Below are 2,376 nucleotides of genomic sequence, written 5' to 3' on the forward strand. Positions count from 1 at the left end.
TAAGCGCATCATAAACCCCGCATTCTAATCGTCTGGCCCGAATAATAAGATCAAACCTCCAACCCAAAGGAGATTTGAAATGGCCAAACGACGCACTAACCAAGAATGGCGAACCCTGTTCGAACACTATGAATCCAGCCAGTTATCACAACGATTATTCTGTGAACGTAACGGACTGAGCCTCTCCACTTTTTACGCTAAGCGCCAACAGTTAAAGCACATCGAAAAACCGAACACGGTTGGCTTTGTTAAAGCAGAAGTCGTTGAAAAGACCACAAAGTATCAAGCCATTCACGCTGTCGTTGCCAACATGACACTACTTGTAAACAGTGTTGAACTGAGCATCCCACAAGGCACGCCAGCGACCTATCTCGCAGAGCTTATCGGTGCGCTGTCATGAAACGCATGCTCAGTGCTCCCGAAATCTATCTCTATCGTGAAAGCGTCGATTTCAGAAAGTCCATCAACGGTCTCACTGCCATGATTGAAAGTGACACCGACTTACCGTTAGGAAGTGGTGCGTTGTTCCTATTCACTAACAAACAGCGCGACAAAATCAAAGTACTGTACTGGGATAAAACAGGCTTTGCTCTTTGGTACAAACGCCTTGAAAAAGCCAAGTACAAGTGGCCATCAAAAGAGCAAAACGACGTGTTTACCCTAACTCAATTCGAACTGGATAGACTGCTTTCAGGCTTCACAATTATCGGCCATAAACCCGTTCAAATAAACGATTTTACAATGAGTTAACCGACAATAAAGCCTTATCCACCAAGCGTTAACGGCATGATTTTAGTATAATAAATGCCATGAAAAAGACGCCAGATATTAACCCAGAAAGTCAAGATATTGCCGAGCTACAAGCGATGGTGAAAGCACTGATGGCGTCAGAAATCCAATTGAAACAAGAGCGTCAATCGCTGCTTGAACAGCTCAAACTTGCCTTCGACCGTCAGTTCGCTAAACGCTCGGAGGCGTTAAAGCCTTACGATGAATCTCAAGGTGATCTCTTCAACGAAGCGGAGTGTGAGGCAGCTAAGGAAGAAGAGGTTGAAGTTGTTACAACGACCATCACAAAGAAGAAACGTGGTAAACGCAAACCACTGCCAAAGACCTTGCCTCGTGAAGTTATCGAACTCGATTTAGACGACGATGAAAAGCAGTGCACTTGCTGTCAACATAACCTGCATAAAATCGGTGAAGACCGTAGCGAGAAACTTGAGTTCACGCCAGCGGTACTAAAAGTGTTGGAATATGTTCGTCCTAAATATGCTTGCCGCCAATGCGAGCAAACTCAGGACAAAAACCACGTTGTTCAAAAGCCAGCGCCGCAAAGCATTATCCCTAAAAGCTTCGCGACAGAAAGCTTGCTGGCCAATATCATCCTCGGCAAATACCAATACGCGATGCCACTTTATCGCCAAGAATCCCTGTTTACCCAGTCGGGTATCGAACTATCACGAACCACCATGGCAAGGTGGATTATCCAAGTCAGTGAGAAGTTCGCTCCACTTTACGCGGCCTTGAAAGCGCACCTACTCGAGCAAGTGGTGGTTCAGGCGGATGAAACGCCGCTCAATGTCCTCAAGGAAGACAAGCAATGCTACATGTGGCTCTACTGCTCGGGCGCGGACTCGCCAGGTGCCGCGCTCCCTAATGTGAGAAATATCGTCTTGTATGACTATCAAAACAGTCGCGCGAGGTCGTGCCCTGTTGCCTTCTTGGGCGACTATGATGGGTATCTGCAAACCGATGGCTATGGTGTTTATGATGGGCTTCATCGAGTCACCAATGTCGGTTGCTTGGCGCATGCTCGGCGCAAGTTCATGGAGGCTAAGAAGCTTCAAGGTAAAGGCAAGTCAGGCAAAGCGGATAGTGCATTGGCTAAAATCCAGAAACTCTATGGAATAGAATCACGCTTAAAAGGTGCCTGTGCCGAAAAACGGAAAGCAGAGCGCCAAGAGCATGCTAAGCCGATACTGGATGAGCTTTATGAATGGATGACAACTCAGAAAGTGCTTGAGTCTAGCCCGCTGGGTAAAGCGATAAAATACACGCTCGGTCAGTGGCCGAAGCTGAGCCGCTATATCGATGATGGTCACTTATCGATAGACAATAACCGTGCTGAACGCGCCATTAAGTCGCTGGTTATTGGGAGAAAGAACTGGCTCTTCTCGACCAATCCCAATGGAGCCGAAGCGAGCGCGATGCTTTACAGTATCGTCGAGACAGCGAAAGCCAACGGCCTTATCCTTTACGACTACATGGTCAAGTGCATGAAAGAGATAGCGAAATCTGAGCCTGATATCGATGCGCTCCTACCTTGGAACTTCAAACATTAATAATATCGCCCCGTGGGATCATGGGGCGGATACC

The 2,376-nt window shown here is 47.3% G+C and carries 3 protein-coding genes; all 3 read left to right on the forward strand.

The features are described 5' to 3' along the window. Positions 1 to 79 precede the first annotated feature (79 nt). From tnpA to tnpC, 3 genes are read left to right on the forward strand one after another with little or no spacing between them, the layout of a single operon-like run. Positions 80 to 400: an IS66 family insertion sequence element accessory protein TnpA gene (tnpA, locus tag B9J87_RS15760; protein WP_094151641.1), complete on the forward strand. Its 321-nt coding sequence runs from the start codon at positions 80 to 82 to the stop codon at positions 398 to 400. Then, on the forward strand, positions 397 to 750 hold the full coding sequence (gene tnpB, locus B9J87_RS15765) for an IS66 family insertion sequence element accessory protein TnpB (protein WP_094151643.1): 354 nt from the start codon (positions 397 to 399) through the stop codon (positions 748 to 750). Before tnpA ends, tnpB begins: the two co-directional genes overlap by 4 nt. A gap of 59 nt (positions 751 to 809) precedes the next feature. Beyond that, complete coding sequence (gene tnpC / locus B9J87_RS15770; RefSeq protein WP_094151645.1) at positions 810 to 2,342, forward strand: IS66 family transposase; 1,533 nt, start codon at positions 810 to 812, stop codon at positions 2,340 to 2,342. Positions 2,343 to 2,376 lie beyond the last annotated feature (34 nt).

Source organism: Vibrio sp. V19_P1S1T109 (assembly GCF_002241375.1).
GTDB lineage: Bacteria > Pseudomonadota > Gammaproteobacteria > Enterobacterales > Vibrionaceae > Vibrio > Vibrio anguillarum.

Bases quoted from the DNA above. Each gene is read 5' to 3' on its own strand.
- tnpC (WP_094151645.1), top strand. From the start codon at position 810: ATGAAAAAGACGCCAGATATTAACCCAGAAAGTCAAGATATTGCCGAG.
- tnpB (WP_094151643.1), top strand. From the start codon at position 397: ATGAAACGCATGCTCAGTGCTCCCGAAATCTATCTCTATCGTGAAAGC.
- tnpA (WP_094151641.1), top strand. From the start codon at position 80: ATGGCCAAACGACGCACTAACCAAGAATGGCGAACCCTGTTCGAACAC.